Source organism: Pseudomonas sp. H3(2019), assembly GCF_007713465.1.
GTDB lineage: Bacteria > Pseudomonadota > Gammaproteobacteria > Pseudomonadales > Pseudomonadaceae > Aquipseudomonas.
On the sequence record NZ_VMSG01000032.1, the window covers coordinates 50350 to 65641 of the forward strand.

Below are 15292 nucleotides of genomic sequence, written 5' to 3' on the forward strand. Positions count from 1 at the left end.
TCGAGAAATAAAAATATCCTATTCTTTATTGGTGTAGATGTTGAACTGTTTGCCTGGGATGGTTACCCAGGAAGCAATTGTTTTTGCCCCGGATGGGCCAGCTTTGGTGGTATGAACGTCTTTCGCTGCAAGTTGATAGCTCTCGCCTGCGCGAACGGTTTTCGCCGGTTGCCCATCAATAAGAACGATTACTTCTCCTTGGATGACGTACACAATCTCGGGTCCGATAGCCCGGTGACGCGGTTTTTCTGCATTGGGCGGAAACTCCGAGATTCCCATGCCCAACTCACGGTTAGTTCCATTTACCGCAATCCTCTGCAATGTTTCTGTCTCTTTTGCGGCAGGCGCAGTATCTGTGGCCATGGTTGGGTGAGCAGCCATCATGGTTCCGACTAAAATAGAAATTGATAGATATTTATTCATGGTCGACGCTCAGGTTTATTAGCGCTAACAGTACTGTTTTTCTGTGGTGTTAGCTTCTGATATCCAAGACCGGTTACACCTCTTGAGCCGCCACAATCACCGCTCCACGAGCCTTCAACAACTCCTGCAACACCGAACGATGGCAGTGGCGTTCTTCCTTGCAGTAGCAGCCGATGGCCAGCGAGGTTTGATGGGACAGGGCAGCCAGCAGATCCAGCAATTGGCTGGGGGCGGGGTGGTTCATTTCGGCCTTGAATTTACGTCGAAAGGCTTCCCAGTCTTTTTCGTCCTCCGCGGCTTTGGCTTCTGTTACCAGCTCCGCGCTGGGCGACAGGACGGGGAGCCAGGTGTCATAGAAGTCGCGGCTGGCGAATTCGGCTTTCGGAACGCCGCGCGGTGGGCGGCGGACGGTGCCCAGGCGCAGCCCTTCATGGGGTGTGCGGGGCGTGCCCAATTGCACGATATGGATAGGCATTCATGCCTCCATTAATGATGACTGCGCTCAAGCCAGTCTGCGGCCGAGCGGCAGATGCAGATCCCCAGAAAGTAAGCCGACATCGTAAGCCACAGCCCCATGACCCAAGGGTTGACGGTCGGATGGTTGAGGACCAGTGACAGGCTGCACAGCAACCAGATGGACGTCACGGCAATGTTGATCGGCATGAACCGTCGCACGCGAAACGGGTGCAGGAACTTCATCCGGGTCACCGTCAACAGTGCCAGGCCGATAATGGTGAGCAGCGTCAGCCAGGGTGTCGGCGCAATGATGTAGAGGCACAGAGTGACGACGTTCCACGCGGCAGGGAAGCCCTGGAAGTAGTTGTCCTTGCTCTTCATGTTGACGTTGCAGAAGCAATAGAGCGACGAGACCAGGATCACCGAGGTGGTCAGCAGCGGGGTGTACGCCGGCAAGTCGATGTAACGGTAGATGAACAGCGCCGGGATGAACACGTAGGTCAGGTAGTCGATGACCAGATCCAGCACCGATCCGTCGAGATGCGGCAGTACCGTCTGGACATTGACCTTGCGTGCCAGCGAGCCGTCCACGCCATCGACGATCAGCGCCACGCCCAGCCACAGCAGGCAGGCTCTGGGCTGGTTATCGAACAAGGCGAGGGTCGCCAGGAAGGCGGTCACCACACCGGTTGCGGTAAAACCGTGGGCGCCCCAGGCTTTGAGCGTGGCCATGCGTCGGGTCGTTATCAAGAGGGCGTTCTCCAGCGAATGATACGGGCCAGTTGCTACTACCGACGGGGTCACCGGCAAACCTGGCTGGGCTGCACCTATCGACCGGGTATCCGGCGATAAGATTCAGCTGCGCTCAAACGACCCGAAGTCGACATCCATTAAAAGTAGACCATCCCCTGTCGCTACCATGTCAATCGAACAGTACTTTTTACCCTCAGCGCTCAACCACCGGCCTGCGCCTGAAGCGCAATTACGCAAGATTGTTCAAGACAAGAGGTTGATCGGCTGACACAGTTAGCAACCTTTCCTTTGTTGTAGAGCGCTATGTCAGACAATCTATTGCCGCGCAGTGCTTTCCTGCGCGGTGCCGCTGCCGTCATGCCCCTGTCCCTGGCGACTGCGCCATGGGGGCTGTTGGCAGGTTCGATGGCCATTGAGGCCAACCTCACTCCACTGCAAGGCCAGGGCTTATCAAGCATTGTCTTTGCGGGGGCTGCGCAGTTGGTCGCGATCGGGATGCTCAAGGGCGGTGCGGGGATTTTCTCGATTCTGCTGACCACCTTGCTGCTGACCTCGCAACACCTGCTGTACGGCATGAGCATGCGTCCGGTGGTTTCGCCGTTGCCGGGTCGCTGGCGGGTAGGGCTGGGATTTTTGCTCACCGATGAACTGTTCGCACTGACCAGTCAATTTGACCAGCAGCAGTTCAATCGCTGGTACGCCCTCGGGGTGGGCCTGACCTTTTATGTGGCGTGGAATCTCTTCACCCTCGCCGGAATTGTGCTGGGTAGCAGCATTCCGGGCCTTGAACACCTGGGCCTGGATTTTTCCATCGCAGCCACGTTTATTGCGTTGATCACCCCCGTGGTGCGCAACGTTCCGACGATTGTCTGTGTGGCGGTTTCGCTGTTCTGCTCGGTGCTCTTCAACTACTGGCACTGGGGCTCGGCACTGGTATTGGCCGGCTTGCTGGGGATGAGTGCCGGGTTTGTCTGCAACAAGTTCTATGGAGCGCGCACATGATGGTCTGGGCGGTTATTTTTGGGATGGGCGTGCTGGTATTTCTCAACCGCTATGTGTTCCTTGAACCACGGTTGCCCGTGCGCTTGAGCAGCAACGCACGGCAATTTCTCGGATTTGCGGTGCCGGGCATGCTCACGGCGATCTGCGGGCCGATCGTGTTCATGCCCGGCCATCAACTGAATCTGCAGTACGACAACCCGTACCTGATCAGTTCACTGGTCGCCATCGGCCTGGTGCTCTACACCCGCAGTACCCTGATCAGCATGCTGCTGAGCATGGGCTTCTTTTTCCTGCTGCGCTGGTGGCTGTGACCCGCCGTCTCACTTTTTCGGGGTTTTGCTGCTGCCGGGAATGTGCAGGTAATTCATCACGCTTTCGGTGAGTTCGGTCGCCAGCTTCACCGCTTCTTTGTTACGCGCCATCACACCGGCGACCAAACCTTCGATCAGCGCCAGTACCGCGATGTTGGAACTGGTCAGCACCGGGTGGTCGGCCGGCGCAAACAGCACGTGCTGAGCGATGTGAGTCAGGGGCGAGGCGGGCGAGTCGGTGATCGCCAGCACCGTCGCGCCACGCTCATGGGCAAAGCGCGACAGTTGCAGGGTGTCGAGGGAATAGCGCGGCAGCGAGATCGCCAGCAGCACGTCCTGATCGGTAATTGCAGCCAGTCGATAGGCGGCGTTTTCGTTGCCGCCTTCCATGCTGATCGCCGTGGCGTCGGCGCAGAACGGCATCAGTGTCGAGGCCGCGAGACCGGCCATGTAGACGCTGTTGCCGAACCCGAGGATGTAGATCTTGCGCGCCTCGATCAGGCAGGTGACCACGGCTTCGAAGGTGTCAGGGTGATTGTTGGTGCCGGCGGTGCCGAGGTTGCTGGTGGCGCTCTGGATTTGCTCATGCAGACCGAATGCACCACCGGGGCGGTGTGCCAGTTCGTTACGCAGTTTGTCCACCGGGGAGACCATCTGCTGCAAGGTCGCGACCAGCTCGGCTTTCATGCCGCTGTAACCGCCCAGGTCCAACGCCTTGGCCAGACGGTTGACCGCCGCCGGCGAGGTGGAAGTTTCATGGGCCATCTCTTCGATGGTCAGAGTGGCGGCCTTCAGCGGATGACGCAGGATAAAGTCGGCCACCTTGCGCAGCGACGGCTGCAAGTCGGCAAGAATTTCTGCCAGTTTGCGCATGACTGGCGCGGCGTAGACCGTGGTGTTTTTCGAAGGAGTAGGCATAACCGGCTCAACATCCGCAGGAGGTTGGAAGGGACCCTATCTGGCCCCTGACATGAGTGCGCGCCAGTGTATCCGAAGCCGACCGTTGGCGTGCAGCACCCCAAACGGTCGGCGAGCGGCTTACTTCAGGCTGCCGGCCAGAAACTGCTGGAGGCGTTCGGACTGCGGGTTGACCAGCACTTCACGCGGGTTGCCACGCTCTTCCACCTGACCTTTGTGCAGGAACACCAGTTGGTTCGACACCTCCCGGGCAAAGCCCATTTCGTGGGTCACCACCACCATGGTCCGGCCTTCCAGGGCCAGGTCCTGCATGACTTTAAGCACTTCGCCAACCAGTTCCGGGTCGAGGGCTGAAGTCGGCTCATCGAACAACATGACTTCCGGCTCCATCGCCAACGCACGCGCAATCGCCACGCGCTGCTGCTCGCCACCCGACATGTGCGCCGGATAAGCGCCCATGCGATGGGCCACGCCGACCTTGTTCAGGTAGTGCTCGGCTTTTTCACGGGCCAGCTTCTTGTCCATGCCCAGCACATGCACTGGCGCTTCCATGACGTTTTCAAGGGCGCTCATGTGCGACCAGAGGTTGAAATGCTGAAACACCATTGCCAGCCGCGAGCGCATGCGTTGCAGCTGTTTTGGCTCGGCGGCCTTGAGCCCGCCGGTCTTGTTGGCGACCAGTTTCAACTGCTCGCCATTGAGCAGGATGTTGCCCGAGTTGGGTTGCTCCAGCAGGTTGATGCAGCGCAGGAAGGTGCTTTTACCCGAGCCGCTGGAGCCGATGATGCTGATCACGTCGCCGGCTTTGGCTTCCAGGGACACGCCCTTGAGCACTTCGTGGGTGCCGTAGCGTTTGTGCAGGTCCTGAATTTCAAGTGTGTTCATGGTGTCGATTCTCTTGAGTCAGTCGCTGAGCAAGCGACCCTGGCGAATGGGGGTAGAGCCTGCGACCTTGGCCAGCCACAAGCCCGGTTGGGCAAAGCGCAGGCGTTCGCGGGCATAAAGAATGCCGTCGGTGCTGGCCTTCACCACACTGTGGCGATCGGTCAACGGATCGAGCACTTCGAACAGCGGGTCGCCGACCGAGACCCGAGCACCCAGCGGTTGCAGAAAACTCACCACACCGGGGTGTGGCGCATAGGCGTATTGCGCACCGGCGAAGGGCGTTGCGTCGCAGCAGCTGGCCGGCGCGTCTGGCCAGTCACCGCTGATCAGACCCTGTTCGGCCAGGTAGCCGAGGATCTGCTCGGCACTGGCCATGCACGGTTCACGTTCGGTGTCGGCCATGCCGCGCAGTTCGATGGTGGTCGCCACGCAGGCCAGCGGAATGTTCGCCTGCGGGAACAGTTCGGCCAGGCGTAACCAGGGGATCGCGCAGGCTTCATCGAAGGCATTGCCGCCAGCGTCCTCGGCCAACAGCACGGCACCGGCGTCCAGGCGTGCGGCCAGTGAACGCAGGCGTGGCCAGTTTTGCGGCAGGGCATACAGCAACATGATCGACTCGAAGTCGCAGTGCAGGTCCAACACCACATCGGCATCGCAGGCGTGCTGCAACAGCAGGCGGCGCAGGCCGTCGAGTTCCGATTCGGCCAGCGGCATGTCGGCAATGACCTCGATCATGGCACGCCGGATCAATGCCACGTTGGCCTCGGCATCCTCGCCCAATTGGCCTTTCAGGTGCACGGCCACGGCTTCGGCCAGTTCCGGGAAGTCACGGTTGAAGTTCTTGCCGCTGTTGAATTCGAAGCGTCCCTGATGGGTGGCCTGGAACATTTGCCCGATACCGATCGGATTGGCCATCGGCACCAGTTCGATCACGCCGGTCAGGCGGCCTCGTAATTCCAGCTCGCGCAGACGGCGCTTGAGCTCGACGGCGACGCGCATGCCGGGCAGTTCGTCGGCATGCAGCGATGCCTGGATGTAAGCCTTGCGCGAGCCGCTGCCAAATCGAAACAGCGACAGCGTGCGTTCAGTGCCGCAGGCGCTCCAGGGTAGAACGTAGTGAATGTGCTCCATGGGATTTCCTTAGTGCTTGCGTGGGGCCAGGTACGCCAGCCAGTGGCGCTCGGCGAGCTTGAACAGGCGCACGAGAATGAAGGTCAGGGCCAGGTAGATCAGGCCGGCGGTGATGAACGCTTCGAACGGCAGGTAGAACCGCGAGCTGACCGTGCGCGCCGCACCGGTGATGTCGACCAGGGTGACGATCGACGCCAGGCTGGTGGTCTGCAGCATCATCAGCACTTCATTGCTGTACTGCGGCAACGCCCGGCGCAGGGCCGACGGCAGCAGAATGCGGCGGTACAGGGTCAGGCGTGACATGCCCATCGCCTTGGCGGCTTCGATCTCGCCGTTGGGTGTGGACTTCAGGCTGCCGGCCAGCAGCTCTGCGCTGTAGGCACTGGTGTTGATCGCAAAGGCCAGGCAGGCGCAAAAGGTCGCGCTGGACAGGTACGGCCAGAGCACGCTTTGGCGTACCGCTTCAAACTGCGCCAGGCCGTAATAGATCAAAAACAGCTGCACCAGCATCGGCGTGCCACGAATGGCGTAGGTGTAGAGCCAGGCCGGGAAGTTGATCAGCGGCGAGCGGGAGACGCGCATCAACGCCAGCGGAACGGCCAGCATCAGGCCAAAGGCCAGGGAAATCAGCAGTACTTTGAGGGTCAATAACGCGCCACTGAAATACAGCGGCAAGTTTTCCCAGATCAGGGTGTAGTCGAGCATGGTCGGTTCGCTCCCACTCACAGGACGGCGGCTTTGATGCCGACCGAGTAGTGTTTTTCCAGGGCGCGCAGCACCAGCAACGAGACACTGGTCAGCACCAGGTACAGCGCCGCGACCGCGAGGAAAAACGTAAAGGGTTCATGGGTCGCGTCGGCGGCGTTCTTGGCCTTGAACATCATGTCCTGCAGGCCGATCACCGATATCAACGCCGTGGATTTGGTCAGCACCAGCCAGTTGTTGGTGAAGCCGGGGATCGCGAAGCGAATCATCTGCGGCACCAGAATCCGCCAGAACACCTGGGCGCTGCTCATGCCATAGGCCGCACCGGCTTCAGCCTGACCTTGCGGGATCGCCATGAAGGCGCCGCGAAAGGTTTCCGAGAGGTAGGCGCCAAAGATGAAGCCCATGGTGCAGACACCCGCCACAAACGGGTTGATGTCGATGTAATGGGTGTAGCCGAGCCCGAGGGCCATGCGGTTCACCAGGTCCTGGCCGCCGTAGAAAATCAGCAGAATCAGTACCAGGTCGGGGATACCGCGAATCACCGTGGTGTAGCCTTCGCCCAGCGTCGACAACCATTTGAGCGGCGAGAGGCGAAACGCCGCGCCGATCAGGCCCAGGGTAATGGCCAGTGCCATGGAGCTCAGAGCCAGATTGATCGACAGCCAGGCGCCATCGAGAATGCTCGATCCGTAGCCGTGAAGCATGATGAAGTTCCTCACCCAAAGCGCCGGCAGGCGCGCGGGACCAGCAAGAAAAGCGGTGTCGGCGCAAGGCCGACGCCAGCGTTACAGGAAGGCTTATTCGCCGTAGATATCGAAAGCGAAGTACTTGGCCATGACCTGCTGGTACTTGCCATTGGCACGGATCGCATCAATCGCCGTGTTCAGGCGTGCCGCGTTCGCGGTATCGCCTTTGCGCAGCGCAATCCCGGCGCCCCGGCCGAAGTATTTCGGGTCATTGATGTCCGGTCCCACCAGGGCGAAGCCGTTACCGGCCGGGGTCTTGATGAAGCTCTCGTTGGTGTTGACGATGTCGGCGAGGGTGGCGTCCAGTCGGCCCGACGCCAGGTCCAGGAAGGCTTCATTTTGTGATGAGTAACGCACCACCTCGACGCCGGCGGGCGCCAGTTGCTCGGTGGCGTAACGGTCGTAGGTGGAGGAGCGTTGCACACCGAGTTTCTTGCCTTTGAGATCGACCTTCGGGTCATTGATCGCCTGGCCGGCCTTCGCCGCGAACTTACCGGGGGTGTGGTAGTACTTTTCGCTGAAGTCGACTGACTTCAGGCGGTCGTCGGTAATCGACATTGACGACAGCACCGCATCGATCTTGCGCACTTTCAACGAGGGGATCATCCCGTCGAATTCCTGGATGACCCACTGGCATTTGATCTTCATTTCTTCGCACAAGGCGTTGCCGATGTCGTAGTCGAACCCGCTGATGTTGCCTTCCGGGGTCTTGAAGGAGAACGGCGGGTAGGCGGCTTCGATACCGATGCGCAGGCTGTCTTCGTCGGCGTGGGCCAGGGTGCTGACGGCGCAAAATGCCAGAGCAGCCAGAAGTCCGGTCTTGTTCATATTGTTGACTCCGTGGATAGGGTGTGGGGGTGAATGCCTTCCGGTCTGGCGAGGGTGTGCAACGGGGTGCGTGTCCATGGAGTGTATAAATGACACGTTTTATTTCATAAATCAAACTACTGAAAATAAAAATATCAAACAGGCTGTTGTTTCAGCCAGACGGTCATGGCGCGACAAGGAGACTGTGCCCTGACGGCACAAGGAGGTTTGGCGGCTACGATTGATGGTGGGAAGTTATAAAGTCAGATCATATTGGTATAAGTGGTTATAAGAAAAATCGCTATGCTGACTGCCAGATTTTTAAGTCGTCGCGCTGTTTTTGTAAGGTATGGCAATGGACTTCGGTAATTTGGGTTTTGTAGTCGCAGGCTTGGTTGTCGGGTTCGTTGTCGGCATGACCGGTGTGGGGGGAGGCTCGTTGATGACGCCGATCCTTCTATGGTTCGGCATCAACCCAGCCACGGCCGTCGGGACTGATTTGTTGTATGCCGCGATCACCAAGTCCGGTGGTGTGCTGGTTCATCAAAAGCACCGGAACATCGACTGGAAAATTACTGGCTGGCTGACATTGGGCAGCGTGCCTGCCGTTGTCATGACCTTGTTGTTCCTGAAATACCTCAACACGGATCCGCACGCGACCAATGCCGTTATCAAGCAGGCGTTAGGCTTTGTATTACTGCTGACGGCGCTGGCTATTCTCTTCAAGCGCCAACTCTTGGCGTTTGCCCAAAAACATGCGGGCGATCATTACCACCTCAGTAACCGGAACCTGAACCTGCTGACCATCGTCACGGGCGCAATACTCGGTGCGATGGTCGCTTTGACCTCCATCGGTGCCGGCGCACTGGGGACTGTGGCGCTGTTCATCCTGTACCCGTTCCTGGCAACCAAACGCCTGGTCGGCACAGAAATCGCCCACGCCGTACCGCTGACCCTGGTTGCGGGACTGGGGCACGCGAGCATGGGCAATATGGATTGGCACCTGCTGGGCTTTCTGCTGATGGGGTCGTTGCCGGGGATCTATATCGGCAGTCACCTGACCGGGAAAATTTCCGACGGTGTGTTGCGTCCTTGCCTGGCCGTCATGCTGGTGTTCATCGGCTACAAATTGGTGTTTTGATCCAGGCCGGGCGCTGCTCCTTCAGCGCCTGACACGGGATGTCACCTACAGCAGTTATTTACGCGCTTCCAGAATCAGGTTGAACGGTGTCTCTGCCGCCCGGCGGAAATGCTTGAATCCGGCCTGGGTGAATACATCCCGCAGCCGTGCTTCTCCCGCTTGGGCCCCGAGCCCCAGACCGACTTCCTGAGACAACGAGTTAGGCGTACAGATGAACGTTGACGCGGCGTAGAACAGCCGTCCTACCGGGGTCGCGTTTTCGTCGAGATGGTCATTGGCATACGGCTCCACCAACAGCACCGTTCCGTCGGGCTTGAGCGACTCATAGGCATGTTTGGCAGCGCCCACCGGGTCGCCCATGTCGTGGAGACAATCGAAGTAGCAGATCAAATCGTAGTCATTGCCCGGAAAGTTCTTGGCGGTACTCTGAACGAAGCGCGCGCGATCGGCCACGCCACCTTCTTCAGCACGTTGGGTCGCAGTGGTGATGGACGGTGCGTGATAGTCGAAGCCGACAAAACTGGAGGCCGGGAATGCTTGGGCCATGACCACCGTTGAGGCGCCGTGGCCGCAACCGACATCCGCGACCTTGGCCCCGGCTTGTAGCTTGCCCACCACGCCTTCAAGTGCAGGTAACCACTCGCCGACCAGGTGTGCGCGGTAGCCGGGTCTGAAGAAGCGTTCGGTGCCTTTGAACATGCAACTGTGGTGATCGCCCCAGGCGAGGGCACCATCGCCACGCATGGCGGCGATCAGCTTGTCTTTGTCATGGTAAAACGAGGCAATCACTGCGGCGCCGCCCGGGACATAAACCGGTGAGTCCTCGATCGCCAGCGCCAGGGCTTGTTCTTCTGGCAGGCGGAATTTCCCGTCAACGTGTTCCATGTAGCCAGAGGCTGCGTGAGCACTGAGCCATTCGCGCAACAGTCGTGCATTGCAGCCAGTCTTACTGGCCAGCGCTTCAGGGGTGACAGGCTGGCTGTCGGCCATCGCCCGGTACAAACCGAGTTCATCGCCCAGGATCATGTTCGCGAGCATTGCTGCGCCGCCCATGTCGGAAACCACCTTGCCCATGAAGTCATTGAGTTTGGCTTCGTCCATAACTGCTCCTCCTGAAAAAAGACCACCGGTAAAGGAGGGCATGTGCAGAGGCAGCAACCTTTCAGGCGGCAGTCGGATGGGTGATCAGGGCGACACTGCAGGCGCGTTGTGAAGCCAAACCGTCTGCCACGCGAATGCCCGGACACACGATATGTCCGGGCGAGTGGGACGCGAAAACGTCGTCCTGCATGACGTCACTGTGGGGCCGTGCCCCACAGGACGATTACGAGTAGCCATTGGCTCCAGCGTCGTGGGCGGGTTTCTTCGACAAACTCGCTGCTTACGGACCCGGATTTGGCAACGTCCCCCCTACGGAGGACAAACTAAGTGTAGTACGCGATATAACCCTGCGCCGTGTGTTTTGGTTCTGGCGGTGCGAGCCTGGACAAACGGAATGACCTGAACCTGTGTCGCTATATACGGTTGCGGATTAAGCCCGCTCGCCTAAGCTTCGCAGCATGGCGATAGAAATTTCAGGCATTGACCTGGATCTTTCGCTTTGATGCGCAATCATAAAGTGTGGAAATCAAAAGGAGATGCGCATGCTCATTCGGTCACTGACCCTTGCAACTCTGCTCGCTGTCGCCGGCCCTCTATTCGCCGCCGACAACGACACGCCCCTGGCCCAGGAAATCGGCAGGAACCGGCCGCTGATCGTCATCGCTCCCAGCAGCATCGACCCGACACTGGTCAGTCTGAAAAAGTCCCTGGCGGAACCGGCCAACAGCCAGGCCTTCAAGGAACGCAATATGGTGCTGTACACCGTGGTCAACCTCATGGGCCAACGTGACGGCAAGGACCTCGATGCACAAACCACCATGGCGCTGATTCGCGAGTTGAAACTGGGCGTCAGTGGCGAGACCAAGGTCATTCTGGTGGGCAAGGACGGCGAGAAAAAACTCGACCACCTCGGCCCGATCGAGGCCAAGGATCTGTTCGCCACCGTTGACCAGCTTCCAGCCACCGAGAAAGAGGCAGCGCCACCTGCGCCGCCACCCGTAGAGGCTGCGCCGGTCAAGGGCGGTAAAGGGGCGAAGGGCGGCAAGGCTGCAAAACCGGCTGCGCCACCGCAACCCTTGGATGATTGATCATCGCGCAGGACCTTTGCGCAAGGCAAAAAAAGACCCGGCGCCACCGAAGTCGCGCCGGGTGTGTTGCCAGTCAGCGAGCGGATATCGTGGGTCCGTGCGCTGGCTGTTGAACGCTTGCGGGTTTAGGCCCGTTCGATCGCCAGGGCCACGCCCTGACCACCACCGATGCACAAGGTGGCAAGGCCTTTCTTGGCATCACGCTTGATCATTTCGTGCAGCAGCGACACCAGCACCCGGCAACCGGACGCACCAATCGGGTGGCCCAAGGCAATGGCGCCACCGTTGACGTTGACCTTGCTTGCATCCCATTCCAGCTCTTTGCCGACCGCCAGTGACTGCGCGGCGAAGGCTTCGTTGGCTTCGATCAGGTCCAGCTGATCAAGGCTCCAGCCGGCCTTGTCGAGGCAGCGGCGGGTCGCGGAGACGGGAGCAATGCCCATGATCGCCGGATCGACGCCGGCATTGGCGTAGGCGGTGATCTTAGCCAGCACCGGCAAGCCCAGTTGCCTGGCTTTGTCGGCGCTCATCAGCAACACCGCAGCGGCGCCGTCATTGAGGCTGGAAGAGTTGCCGGCGGTGACGCTGCCGTCTTTCTTGAAGGCCGGTTTGAGCTTGGCCAAAGACTCGGCAGTGGTCTCGGCGCGCGGTTGTTCGTCGACCGCGAAGGACAACGGCTCACCTTTGCGCTGCGGGATCAGGATCGGCGTGATCTCGTCGGCAAAACGCCCGGCTGCGATAGCCGCCGTGGCTTTTTGCTGCGAAGCGGCGGCGAACGCGTCCTGCTCCTCACGGGTCAGGTGGTACTTGTCCACCAGGTTCTCGGCGGTGATGCCCATGTGGTAGTCGTTGAACGCATCCCACAGGCCGTCGCTGATCATGCTGTCGACCATTTTCGCGTGGCCCATGCGCAGACCGGTACGAGCGGCCGGCAACACGTACGGCGCCAGGCTCATGTTTTCCATGCCGCCGGCAATGATCACCTCGGCGTCGCCGCAACGAATCGCTTGCGCACCCAGGTGCAAGGCCTTGAGGCCCGAACCGCAGACTTTGTTCAGGGTCAGCGCCGGTACGGCGTGAGGCAGGCCGGCGAGGATCGACGCCTGACGCGCCGGATTCTGGCCGGAGCCGGCGGTCAGCACCTGGCCGAGGATCACTTCATCGACCTGATCCGCCGCCAGACCGGTTTGTGCGAGCAATTGACGAATCACCGCAGCACCGAGTTCCGGTGCCGGGATGCTGGCCAGCGAACCCTGAAAACTGCCAATGGCGGTACGGGTAGCGGCAACAATCACAACGTCTTGCATCAAATTTCTCCTCAGGGTGCGGTTCAGGCGAACTGCATTTCCGGAACATGCTCGGGAACGATCAGTTTACCAGCGGTCTTGCTGACGATTTCCTCGACGCTCACACCGGGTGCGCGCTCCTTGAGGATGAATGCGCCGTTTTCGATTTCCAGATAGGCCAGATCGGTCAGCACGCGCTTGATGCAGTTGGCACCGGTCAGCGGCAGGCTGCAATACGGCAGCAGTTTCGATTCACCGTCCTTGGAGGCGTGGGTCATGGTGACGATGATGTTCTCTGCACCGGCTACCAGGTCCATCGCGCCGCCCATGCCCTTGACCAGTTTGCCGGGGATCATCCACGAGGCGATGTTGCCGTGTACATCGACTTCAAATGCACCAAGCACGGTGAGGTCGATGTGGCCGCCGCGGATCATCGCGAAGGATTCGGCGGACGAGAAAATCGAGGCACCAATGCGCGCGGTGACGGTCTGCTTGCCGGCGTTGATCATGTCGGCGTCGACTTTATCGTCGGTCGGAAAAGCGCCCATGCCGAGCAGGCCGTTTTCCGATTGCAGCATGACTTCCATGCCTTCGGGGATGTAGTTGGCAACCAGGGTCGGAATGCCGATGCCGAGGTTCACGTAGTAGCCGTCTTTCATTTCGCGGGCGACGCGCTGAGCCATTTGTTCGCGGGTAAGAGCCATTTTTTTATTCTCCACTGTTCGGGCTGGGGGCGAGGATCACTTGCGCACGGTGCGTTGTTCGATGCGTTTTTCGAACGTGCCGCAGATGACCCGGTCGACGTAGATGCCAGGGGTGTGGATCTGTGTTGGGTCCAACTCGCCGGGTTCGACGATCTCTTCGACTTCGACCACGGTGATCTTGCCGGCAGTGGCAGCCAGCGGGTTGAAGTTCTGCGCGGTGTGGCGGTAGATCACGTTGCCGAAGTGGTCGGCTTTCCAGCCTTTGACGATGGCGAAGTCGCCGGTGATGGACTCTTCCATCAGGTATGGACGGCCCTTGAATTCACGGATTTCCTTACCCTCGGCGACTGGCGTGCCGACGCCGGTGGCGGTGAAGAACGCCGGAATTCCAGCGCCGCCAGCGCGCATTTTTTCCGCCAGGGTGCCTTGCGGGGTCAGCACGACTTCAATCTCGCCGCTCAGCAGTTGCTTTTCGAACAGGGCGTTTTCGCCGACATAGGAGGCGACCACTTTGCGGATCTGGCGGTCTTCCAGCAGTACGCCGAGGCCAAAACCGTCGACGCCGCAGTTGTTGGAAACCACGGTCAGGTCGCGGGTCCCTTTGCGCTTGATCTCGGCGATCAGGTTTTCCGGAATACCGCACAACCCGAAGCCGCCAGAGATCACGGTCATGCCGTCTTCGAGGCCCGCCAGAGCCTCTTCGTAGGAACTCACGCGCTTGTCGAAACCTGCCATATGCACCTCTTTTATTCTTTGTGGGCGGCTGGCTAGCCGTATGGAGTGGAGTGTTGCTCTATCAGATTGATTTGATAAGTTGATTTTTAAGGTTGATTGATAGATAAAACTCAGTAATCGATTGTAGTCAGCAGGGTGAGGAACGGTGATGACAGTCAAGCAGATCAGGGCGTTTTTGGCGGTGGCACAGAGTTTGAGCTTTGCGGTGGCCTGTGAGCGGCTGCACCTGTCGCAGTCGGCGTTGAGTTTGACCATCAAGGCCCTGGAAGACGGACTCGGCGGGCGCTTGTTCAGCCGCACCACACGCAACGTTGCGCTGACCCCGGAGGGCGAGGCCCTGCTGCCGTTGGCCCGGCGGCTGATCGCTGACTGGGATAACGCCGAGGATGAAATGCGCCAGCGTTTCACCCTGCAACGAGGGCGGGTGACGCTGGCGGCGATGCCCTCGTTTGCCGGCAATTTGCTGCCGCCGATTCTCAAGACTTTTCGCGCGCGTTACCCCAAGGTCAACGTCACGGTGAACGACGTGATCAACGAGCAGGTGCTGGAGATGGTCCGTGATCGTCATGTGGAGCTTGGGGTGGCGTTCGAGCCGACGCAGAGTTCGTCGCTGGAATTCACTCCGTTGTACATGGATCGCTTTGTCGCGGTGGTGCCGAGTGATTCGCCGCTGGCCGAGCGGGCCGAGATCGATTGGAAAACGCTGCTGGAGCAGCCGTTTATCACGTTGCAGCGGCCGTCGACGGTGCGGGTGATGCTTGAGGAGCACTTGCAGGCGCGGCAGATGAAGTTGCCGGTGGAATTTGAGAGTCATCAGTTGGCGACCGTCGGGCGCATGGTCGCCAGCGGGCTTGGCGTGAGTGCGGTGCCGGCGTTGTGTGTCGAGCAGATGCGTGAGCTTGGGGCGTGTTGCATTACCTTGAGTGATCCGGTGATTGAGCGGGCCATTGGGGTGTTGACCAAGCCGGGTCATGAGCTGTCGGCGGCGGCGCAGGCGTTGTTTGACATTCTCAAGGGCGAAGTTCGTTGAGCTGTGGGGTTGGGGACTGTCATAAATTTTGTGTTCGGGCATAACATGTTGCAGAGGTGCATGTATG

Annotated in this window: 18 protein-coding genes; 5 read left to right on the plus strand and 13 right to left on the minus strand. The window is 59.6% G+C overall.

Annotation, left to right across the window (positions count from 1 at the left end; all coding sequences use genetic code 11):
• Window positions 1-18: 18 nt before the first annotated feature.
• The 3 genes from FPT12_RS25060 to pcsA all read right to left on the minus strand — a co-directional run bounded on the left by FPT12_RS25060 (window position 19) and on the right by pcsA (window position 1611).
• Window positions 19-423, minus strand: a complete 405-nt coding sequence (locus tag FPT12_RS25060) for a cupin domain-containing protein (RefSeq protein ID WP_145021442.1) — start codon at window positions 421-423, stop codon at window positions 19-21.
• A 73-nt stretch (window positions 424-496) separates the two neighbouring features.
• Complete coding sequence (locus FPT12_RS25065; protein WP_145021445.1) at window positions 497-898, minus strand: DUF488 domain-containing protein; 402 nt, start codon at window positions 896-898, stop codon at window positions 497-499.
• An 11-nt stretch (window positions 899-909) separates the two neighbouring features.
• On the minus strand, window positions 910-1611 hold the full coding sequence (gene pcsA / locus FPT12_RS25070) for a phosphatidylcholine synthase (RefSeq protein ID WP_371922609.1): 702 nt from the start codon (window positions 1609-1611) through the stop codon (window positions 910-912).
• 324 nt (window positions 1612-1935) lie between these two features.
• Here pcsA and FPT12_RS25075 point away from each other — a divergent pair, with 324 nt between their 5' ends.
• Window positions 1936-2634 carry an AzlC family ABC transporter permease gene (locus FPT12_RS25075; protein WP_145021451.1) on the plus strand — a complete coding sequence of 233 codons (699 nt, stop codon included), beginning with the start codon at window positions 1936-1938 and terminating at the stop codon, window positions 2632-2634.
• Window positions 2634-2945: an AzlD domain-containing protein gene (locus tag FPT12_RS25080; protein ID WP_178098891.1), complete on the plus strand. Its 312-nt coding sequence runs from the start codon at window positions 2634-2636 to the stop codon at window positions 2943-2945. Before FPT12_RS25075 ends, FPT12_RS25080 begins: the two co-directional genes overlap by 1 nt.
• Window positions 2946-2954: 9 nt before the next feature.
• Here FPT12_RS25080 and FPT12_RS25085 read toward each other — a convergent pair whose 3' ends face one another.
• From FPT12_RS25085 to FPT12_RS25110, 6 genes are all read right to left on the minus strand, one after another.
• Window positions 2955-3863 (minus strand): MurR/RpiR family transcriptional regulator, encoded by a 909-nt coding sequence (locus tag FPT12_RS25085; protein ID WP_103317263.1) that lies wholly within the window; start codon window positions 3861-3863, stop codon window positions 2955-2957.
• Between the two features lie 120 nt (window positions 3864-3983).
• Window positions 3984-4748: an ABC transporter ATP-binding protein gene (locus FPT12_RS25090; RefSeq protein ID WP_123425469.1), complete on the minus strand. Its 765-nt coding sequence runs from the start codon at window positions 4746-4748 to the stop codon at window positions 3984-3986.
• An 18-nt stretch (window positions 4749-4766) separates the two neighbouring features.
• Window positions 4767-5879 carry a succinylglutamate desuccinylase/aspartoacylase family protein gene (locus tag FPT12_RS25095; protein WP_145021456.1) on the minus strand — a complete coding sequence of 371 codons (1113 nt, stop codon included), beginning with the start codon at window positions 5877-5879 and terminating at the stop codon, window positions 4767-4769.
• 9 nt (window positions 5880-5888) lie between these two features.
• Window positions 5889-6584, minus strand: a complete 696-nt coding sequence (locus FPT12_RS25100; protein WP_145021459.1) for an ABC transporter permease — start codon at window positions 6582-6584, stop codon at window positions 5889-5891.
• Window positions 6585-6601: 17 nt separating this feature from the next.
• The gene (locus FPT12_RS25105) at window positions 6602-7291 is read right to left on the minus strand and encodes an ABC transporter permease (protein WP_145021463.1); all 690 of its coding nucleotides are present in this window, start codon (window positions 7289-7291) and stop codon (window positions 6602-6604) included.
• Window positions 7292-7384: 93 nt separating this feature from the next.
• A complete protein-coding gene (locus FPT12_RS25110; RefSeq protein WP_019689781.1) occupies window positions 7385-8161 on the minus strand; it encodes an ABC transporter substrate-binding protein in 777 nt (258 codons plus the stop codon).
• Window positions 8162-8495: 334 nt separating this feature from the next.
• Between FPT12_RS25110 and FPT12_RS25115 the strand changes: the two genes are divergently transcribed.
• On the plus strand, window positions 8496-9281 hold the full coding sequence (locus FPT12_RS25115) for a sulfite exporter TauE/SafE family protein (RefSeq protein WP_145021466.1): 786 nt from the start codon (window positions 8496-8498) through the stop codon (window positions 9279-9281).
• A gap of 54 nt (window positions 9282-9335) precedes the next feature.
• On the opposite strand, the gene FPT12_RS25120 is transcribed toward FPT12_RS25115, so the two are convergent.
• Window positions 9336-10382, minus strand: coding sequence for a class I SAM-dependent methyltransferase (locus FPT12_RS25120; protein ID WP_145021469.1), 1047 nt, complete (start codon window positions 10380-10382; stop codon window positions 9336-9338).
• A 542-nt stretch (window positions 10383-10924) separates the two neighbouring features.
• Here FPT12_RS25120 and FPT12_RS25125 point away from each other — a divergent pair.
• Window positions 10925-11470 (plus strand): DUF4174 domain-containing protein, encoded by a 546-nt coding sequence (locus tag FPT12_RS25125; protein WP_145021472.1) that lies wholly within the window; start codon window positions 10925-10927, stop codon window positions 11468-11470.
• Between the two features lie 125 nt (window positions 11471-11595).
• Here FPT12_RS25125 and FPT12_RS25130 read toward each other — a convergent pair whose 3' ends face one another.
• From FPT12_RS25130 to FPT12_RS25140, 3 genes are read right to left on the minus strand one after another with little or no spacing between them, the layout of a single operon-like run.
• Complete coding sequence (locus tag FPT12_RS25130) at window positions 11596-12777, minus strand: acetyl-CoA C-acetyltransferase (protein ID WP_145021475.1); 1182 nt, start codon at window positions 12775-12777, stop codon at window positions 11596-11598.
• Window positions 12778-12800: 23 nt separating this feature from the next.
• Window positions 12801-13460 carry a CoA transferase subunit B gene (locus tag FPT12_RS25135; protein ID WP_145021478.1) on the minus strand — a complete coding sequence of 220 codons (660 nt, stop codon included), beginning with the start codon at window positions 13458-13460 and terminating at the stop codon, window positions 12801-12803.
• 36 nt (window positions 13461-13496) lie between these two features.
• Window positions 13497-14195, minus strand: a complete 699-nt coding sequence (locus tag FPT12_RS25140; RefSeq protein ID WP_054597884.1) for a CoA transferase subunit A — start codon at window positions 14193-14195, stop codon at window positions 13497-13499.
• Between the two features lie 148 nt (window positions 14196-14343).
• Here FPT12_RS25140 and FPT12_RS25145 point away from each other — a divergent pair, with 148 nt between their 5' ends.
• Window positions 14344-15225, plus strand: coding sequence for a LysR family transcriptional regulator (locus FPT12_RS25145; RefSeq protein ID WP_145021481.1), 882 nt, complete (start codon window positions 14344-14346; stop codon window positions 15223-15225).
• Window positions 15226-15292 lie beyond the last annotated feature (67 nt).